A 6,927-nucleotide genomic window follows, 5' to 3' on the forward strand; every position below is an offset into this window, starting at 1 on the left:
ATACCTGGTGTAAAGCGTCTGGTGTGTGCGCATAGTCAACCACCACTAATGGCGACTGCTTGTTATGAAAAGCTTCCATGCGCCCGGGAACCGGTAGCAAATTGCGGCAAGCCTGGCCAATTTCCGCCAGCGGCTTATTGAACTTCAATAAAACCGCTACGGCACACAGCAGGTTATAAACATTAAAGCGCCCCAGTAGAGGTGTCTCAACGGTGCAGGATTCGCCCTGCCAATTGATCTGAAATACTGAGCCTTGCTCATGGAACTGAAGCCCCGTTGCACGCAAGCACGGTTCTACCGAACTATCATTAAGGCTTATCCATAGATCCGCTAAGTTGTCTTTATGCCACTGACTCAGGGTGTCGTCATCGGCATTAACTATTCGGTTTTGCACACCAAAGTCGGCGAATAGTCGTTGTTTCGCTGCAACGTAATTTTCCATGGTGCCATGGTAATCCAGATGGTCACGGCTGATGTTGGTAATAGCGGCCGCGGAAAAGTGCAGTGCTTCTACACGGCGCTGAATCAAAGCGTGCGAAGACACTTCCATAGCCACAAGCTCTGCGCCTTCTGCAAGTAATGTCGCCAGTCGGTGTTGCACGGTAACTGCATCTGGCGTCGTATGCCGTTCAGGCAACAAACGTCCGATGAGCCCACTACCTGTGGTACCAATAACCGCTGCTTCCATGCCCAGAGCTTTTGCCAACTGAGCCATAATATGAGTGACCGATGTTTTCCCGTTAGTTCCGGTAACACCAACCAACTGCATTTTCTCTGACGGGTGACCAAAGAAGGTGCCTGCAATATATGACAAGTGCTCGCGCACACCGCTAAAGCCGACCACCACAGCACCTCGGCGATGTTCCAGCGCAAGTCCGGGCGCTTCAGCAATAACCGCTACCGCCCCGGCATCTATAGCGGCATCAATATAAGCCCGTCCATCGGTTTCATAACCAGGGATCGCAACAAATACGTCGCCGTTTGCAACCTGCCTGCTATCTAATTTTATTCCACTGACAGTAACATCCGGAATAGCGAATGAAGCAGGCAGCATGGTTAATAACTCAGCCAGTTTCATCATTCATCACCCCCGAAACCCGCAGCACGAACTCGGGTGTCTTCAATGTTATCTGGTGCGACATTCAGCAGACGCATGGTCTGAGACACAATTTTTGAGAATACGGGTGCCGCCGCTGTACCACCATAATAATCATCGGTACCCGGCTCGTTTATGGTGACCACAACAACAATTTTCGGGTCGCTGACCGGCGCAATGCCAGCAAATAAGGCAACATAGTCGTCGCCATAACCACCACCGGTTTTCGTTTTTCTTGTTGTCCCGGTTTTGCCCGCTACACGATACCCCGGAACCTGAGCGGCTTTGGCTGTGCCGTCCCGCACCACCTCTTCCATCATATGCATGACAGCTCGAGTGTTGTCCGGATTAAACACCTGCTCAGCGGGTAACGGTGATTCCTGACGGAATATTGTGAGCGGCCGTTTCAAACCACCGTTGGCAATAATGTTATAGGCATTCGCCAGTTGCAGAGTCGTTGCTGACAGCCCGTACCCGTATGAGAGCGTCGCAATTTCAAATTCAGACCAGCGTCGACGATCGCCTAAAATGCCGATACTTTCACCCAATAAAGCAATACCGGTATCGTTACCAAAGCCTGCGTCGGCATAGGTTTGCAATAGTGGTTCAATGCCCAAATCCAGAGCTATTTTGGTCACCCCGACATTGGAGGAATGTTTCAGCACCTCGGTCAACGACAGTTCGCCATAGTTGCGAGGGTCACTGACACGACGTCCGCCAATTCTCAACCAGCCGGGGCTGGTATCAATGCTATCGCCCGCTTTGTGGCGGCCATTCTCGAGCGCGCTGAGAATCACCAGCGGTTTCATCGTTGAGCCTGGTTCGTAGCTGTCGGTTACCGCCCGGTTACGCATTCTGAAAGACTGCAGTTCCGCACGGTTGTTAGGGTTAAAGGACGGGCTATTGACCATAGCCAGAACTTCACCGGTTTCGACATTAAGCACTACCGCCGAGCCTGAAGTTGCCTGATTGTAGCGCACGGCTTTTTTCAGTTCGGTGTAAGCAGTTGCCTGAACACGTTGGTCGATACTCAGTGTCAGCTGTTTTGGTTGTTGTGCGTCTGTCTGACTAATCTCTTCAACAACCCGCCCTTGCGCGTCCTTGCGATAAACTCGTTTGCCCGGTGTGCCGGTTAAATGCTCGTCATACAATAGTTCGAGGCCTTCTTGGCCTGCACCATCGATATCAGTCAGCCCAATTAAATGAGCACTGATTTCACCTGTTGGGTAATAGCGCCGAGACTCAGTTTTTAAATACACACCCGGTATTTTCAATTGCTTCACGTAATCCGCTTCTGACGGCGTCACTTTTCGCTGTAGGTAAACAAAGCGTTTTGACTCATCGTCCACCTTGCTCACCAGCTCATTACGATTCATACGGAAAGTTTCCGCCAGAGCCTGCCAGCGACGTTCGTCTGCCAACGCTTCTTTTTCTGCAATTCGCTTTGGATCTGCCCACACGGTTTCTACCGGAACACTCACCGCTAATTCTCTACCGTTGCGATCAACAATGGTTCCTCGTTCAACCGCAACGCTGGCTGATCTTAAACTGCGCATATCGCCCTGTAGCGAAAACGCATCGGGACTAATGACCTGGATATAGGCAGCACGTGCAATGAGTACGGAAAAAACACCGAACAGTAAAAACACTGCGGTATAAAAACGCCAGCGAGTGCCGGCTGGCTCTGAACGTTTTTTGCGACGAGTCACTGCCATGAGACAAGTACCTCCTGCTCTGGCGCAACGTCACGCATACCAAGCTGTTCCTGCGCGATACGCTCCACTCGACTGTGTTCAGTCAGCGAGTTCTGCTCAATCACAAGGTGCCGCCACTCTCTGTCCAGAGTGTCGCGATACGAGAGTAAGTCGTCGCGCTCAGCAGTTAATTGCCGATTCAAATGCGCGATATAAACAATGCTTAGTGCATTAACAATAACCACCACGCTCAGCAACACTATCCACTTATGTTGCAGCAGATCTTGAAGTAACATTTTGGTCAGGCTTGGGTAACGCTGTTTAGTCATTGCGAACCCTCCTGGCAATACGCAGCACAGAGCTACGTGAACGCGGATTTTCCTGGACTTCTGCCTTACCCGGCTTAATCGCTTTACCCACTTTTTCCAATGTTTTGTCTTTATTTCGTTCGGCTTCAGTTACTGGTAAGCCCGGCGGCAACTGCTTGCCCTCGCTGTGTTTACGGATAAAGCGTTTAACTAAGCGATCTTCCAGGCTATGGAAGCTAATAACCACCAACCGCCCGTCTTCTTTCAAACCAGAAAGTGACGCTTCGAGAGCTTGTTCTATTTGCTCTAACTCGCGGTTGATATGAATTCGTATGGCCTGAAATGTGCGCGTTGCCGGGTGTTTATGCTTTTCTTTTACCGGGCTCACACGGGCAATCATTTCCGCAAGCTGCTTCGTGCGGGTGAAAGGCTTTTTCTCGCGGTCCATAACTATGGCACTGGCAATACGACGAGCAAAACGTTCCTCACCATACTCTTTAAGAACCCAACTAATGTCGTCTTTTTCTGCACGATTAAGCCATTCAGCCGCTGTTTCGCCGCTAGTGGTGTTCATCCGCATATCCAGCGGACCGTCACGCATAAAGCTAAAGCCTCGCTCAGCATCGTCCAATTGTGGGGAGGAGACACCAAGGTCAAATAAAATGCCCGTCACTTGCTGATTCAGTTGCAAGTCATCAAGCACCTGTTGCAGGTTTGAGAAAGGAGTGTGGATAATTTGAAAACGAGGGTCGTCTTCGAAGGATTTTGCCGCAGCAATGGCCTCAGGGTCCTGGTCAAGAGCAATTACCCGGGCCTTGTCACCTAACTGATTAAGAAGCGCACGTGTATGTCCGCCACGACCAAATGTGGCGTCAATATATGTGCCTTGCGGATCAGTCGCTAATGCTTGTATCGACTCTTCCAGTAGCACCGAAACGTGTTGCGGTGACGTTGTTATCATTATAATGAAAAGTCTTCTAGTCGTTCGTTGAGAGTAAAGTCACCTTCGCGTTCAACATCCATATCTTGCGCCACTTGTTCATGCCAGGCGTCTTCATCCCAAACTTCAAATTTATTCAGCTGCCCGACAAGCATCAGTTTTTTTTCTAAACCGGCGTGTTGTCTCAATGGCGCTGACAATAACAGACGACCGTTTTTATCCATTTCACAGTCGTCGGCATGGCCTAACAGAAGCCGCTGTAAGCGACGTTCTGCGGGGTTCATACTGGATAATCGAGTGAGTTTTTGTTCTATGATTTGCCACTCGGGAAGCGGGTACAGCAAAAGGCACGGTTGCTTAATATCAATCGTGCAGACCATTTTGCCTTCACAGTCTAATGACAACGCATGACGGTACTTGGCCGGTATGGCCAAACGTCCTTTGCTATCCAGACTTAATGTTGTTGCACCTCGGAACATGATCCCACCTGATCATTGTGATCCACTATTATCCACAAATCCCCACAATGTTACAGTCTAGGTGTCACTGTTTCCCACTGTCAAGAAAAAACCTCTTTATTTGTCAGGGCTTCACAGAAATTTACATTAAGCGCTTGATGCAACGTGCAAAATAGTTTTTCTGCTATGGGTTGTGCGATTTTTATGCGATACTCGACTGAGTTTTAGCTAGCTGTGATACTCAATGAAGCGCTACTTATTTGTCATATTGGTAAGCTTTTGCGTGCTGGTGACCGGCGTTATCTGGTTTGCGGAAAATCAACACTCGCAAGTGATAGAGTCACGTAAGCGTGTGGCTACCGAACGCTTAGGCAGGTTACGCGCCGCACTCGAAGGCCAGATTAACTCCTCGCTGACCACCGCTCGTGCGCTGCAGGCTGAAATAAAACTTTCCCCTGACATTTCCGCAGAACGCTATCGTTTGCTGGTGCAAGAACTAATAGACAATGACCTCCCTGTTCGTCATGTGGCTCTGGCCCCTGATCTTATTATTGAGTTTCTCTATCCTTTAGTGCCAAACCAGGACGCGCTGGGTTTTGATTACCGAGCTTCACCCGAACAGTTCAAGAGTGTTCAGGAAGCCATTCAACGCAGAAGCATCATTATTGACGGCCCTGTCAAATTAGTGCAAGGCGGCTGGGCACTAATAGCACGGGCTCCGGTTTTTATCGATAACTCGCTGTGGGGCGTTATTGCGATTGTTATTGATATTGACCAGTTAATGATCAGTAGCGGTTTGACTTCAGTTGATGATTATCTATTCGCGCTGAAAAAGAACATTAAAGATAGCGAAGAGTTATTTCAACGTGGCGATCCGTCCGTATGGCAAAAAGATTATGTCGCCATTGAAATCGATGTATCCTCCGGCCAATGGATACTGGCTCTTGCGCCGAAAGATAATGGCTGGGCTAAACGCGATAATATTTATTGGATCATCATAATTGCCGGCTGGACACTCTCATTCTTAATGATTGCTTTTATGTATAATTTGGTCGCAACCCAGAGTCGTTTACGGACAGCTCTAACAACGATTGACCGGCAGGCAAACTTCGATTCAATCACCGACTTGCCTAATCGTCGAGCCTTTGTTGACTATCTCAATCAATTAACTCAGAGCGGCAATGATCAGCATTTTGCTATTTTGTTTATCGACCTTGACCATTTTAAAGAAGTTAACGACAGCCTGGGACACGACGCCGGCGATGAGTTACTGGTGTCAGTTGCGGAACGTTTAAGGAGTCAACTGCGGGGTTCTGACTTTATCGCCCGTATTGGCGGCGATGAATTTGTTGTGGTGATTAATCGCTTCAAGTCACATGAAGTCATTAATGATTTGGCAACCCAAATTAATCGTCATTTAAGCGAACCTTTTACATTACGTCAGAACCAAATACAAACCACCTGCAGCATTGGTATTGCGTTGTACCCTGACGATGGCATGAAAGCTGCCGAGCTTCTCAAAAATGCAGACTTGGCCATGTACGCCGCAAAAACCGCAGGGCGTCGCACCCACTACTTCTTTAATGACGAACTAAGAGCGCAAACCGAACGCCAGAATACCATTCACAACCGAATGCGGGACGGCCTAAAGCGACATGAATTCTCGCTAGTTTATCAGCCTATTGTTGATTTTAGTTCCGGCAAAGTCACCAAATGTGAAGCCTTACTTCGTTGGAAAGATGAAGATGGAAACGTCATTTCTCCCGCTGAGTTCATTCCGGTTGCTGAACGCACGGGGTTAATTCACGAGCTGGGGCAATTTGTGCTGGAGCAAGCTTGTATTGACTGGGTTACCGTTCATAAGTCCGGGTACCCTATTGAAGTTTCAATTAACCGCTCAGAGCGAGAGCTGAACGATATGGAAGTCGCTAAACAGTGGCTGTCTTGCATCAAGCAACACGGTATACCAACTGAAAGCATCACTTTCGAAATTACTGAGTCCTTGTTAATGAGTAATAAGCAGCGGCAATTACAAATTTTGCATTACCTGCGCTCGCAAGGAGTACAACTGGCCATTGATGATTTTGGCACCGGTTACTCAAGCATTAATTACCTGCAGCGTTACCCTGTCGACTATATAAAAATAGACAGAAGCTTTTTGAACCAGGCACCTGATGACCGCGTGCAGGTTGCTTTATTAGACGCTTTACTTAGGGTGGCCAGAGCCCTTGATATCGACGTTATTGCTGAAGGCGTGGAAACTAAGCGGCAATGGGAGTTATTGCAGCAACAACAATGTGACTTTGCTCAAGGCTACTTTATTAGTGAACCCCTGACTTTAGATAAGTTATTAGACTTTTTGCGAAAATGGCAGTTCTGAAGTCGAAAAGAGGAATAAGGTGGAGAGCCGGCCGATAAGCCGGGTTCTGTC

General features: G+C 48.5%; 6 protein-coding genes. 1 reads left to right on the forward strand and 5 read right to left on the reverse strand.

From position 1 onward, the window contains the following. The 5 genes from B3180_RS04770 to mraZ form a co-directional block, all read right to left on the reverse strand. A partial coding sequence (locus tag B3180_RS04770) for a Mur ligase family protein (RefSeq protein ID WP_286843329.1) occupies positions 1 to 1,081 on the reverse strand: 1,081 nt, incomplete at its 3' end. Further along, positions 1,078 to 2,811 carry a peptidoglycan D,D-transpeptidase FtsI family protein gene (locus B3180_RS04775; protein ID WP_278358268.1) on the reverse strand — a complete coding sequence of 578 codons (1,734 nt, stop codon included), beginning with the start codon at positions 2,809 to 2,811 and terminating at the stop codon, positions 1,078 to 1,080. The genes B3180_RS04775 and B3180_RS04770, both read right to left, overlap by 4 nt. Further along, on the reverse strand, positions 2,802 to 3,119 hold the full coding sequence (gene ftsL, locus B3180_RS04780) for a cell division protein FtsL (RefSeq protein ID WP_199494239.1): 318 nt from the start codon (positions 3,117 to 3,119) through the stop codon (positions 2,802 to 2,804). Before ftsL ends, B3180_RS04775 begins: the two co-directional genes overlap by 10 nt. Beyond that, positions 3,112 to 4,059 (reverse strand): 16S rRNA (cytosine(1402)-N(4))-methyltransferase RsmH, encoded by a 948-nt coding sequence (gene rsmH / locus B3180_RS04785; RefSeq protein ID WP_199494240.1) that lies wholly within the window; start codon positions 4,057 to 4,059, stop codon positions 3,112 to 3,114. Before rsmH ends, ftsL begins: the two co-directional genes overlap by 8 nt. Beyond that, the gene (gene mraZ / locus B3180_RS04790) at positions 4,059 to 4,517 is read right to left on the reverse strand and encodes a division/cell wall cluster transcriptional repressor MraZ (protein WP_199494241.1); all 459 of its coding nucleotides are present in this window, start codon (positions 4,515 to 4,517) and stop codon (positions 4,059 to 4,061) included. The genes rsmH and mraZ overlap by 1 nt, the downstream gene beginning before the upstream one ends. Positions 4,518 to 4,740: 223 nt before the next feature. Between mraZ and B3180_RS04795 the strand changes: the two genes are divergently transcribed. Next, positions 4,741 to 6,876 carry a putative bifunctional diguanylate cyclase/phosphodiesterase gene (locus tag B3180_RS04795; RefSeq protein ID WP_278358269.1) on the forward strand — a complete coding sequence of 712 codons (2,136 nt, stop codon included), beginning with the start codon at positions 4,741 to 4,743 and terminating at the stop codon, positions 6,874 to 6,876. The last annotated feature ends 51 nt before the right edge of the window (positions 6,877 to 6,927 follow it).

Source organism: Idiomarina sp. UBA4206 (genome assembly GCF_002383015.1).
GTDB classification, from domain to species: domain Bacteria; phylum Pseudomonadota; class Gammaproteobacteria; order Enterobacterales; family Alteromonadaceae; genus Idiomarina; species Idiomarina abyssalis.

Bases quoted from the DNA above. Each gene is read 5' to 3' on its own strand.
- B3180_RS04775 (WP_278358268.1), bottom strand. From the start codon at position 2,811: ATGGCAGTGACTCGTCGCAAAAAACGTTCAGAGCCAGCCGGCACTCGC.
- ftsL (WP_199494239.1), bottom strand. From the start codon at position 3,119: ATGACTAAACAGCGTTACCCAAGCCTGACCAAAATGTTACTTCAAGAT.
- rsmH (WP_199494240.1), bottom strand. From the start codon at position 4,059: ATGATAACAACGTCACCGCAACACGTTTCGGTGCTACTGGAAGAGTCG.
- mraZ (WP_199494241.1), bottom strand. From the start codon at position 4,517: ATGTTCCGAGGTGCAACAACATTAAGTCTGGATAGCAAAGGACGTTTG.
- B3180_RS04795 (WP_278358269.1), top strand. From the start codon at position 4,741: ATGAAGCGCTACTTATTTGTCATATTGGTAAGCTTTTGCGTGCTGGTG.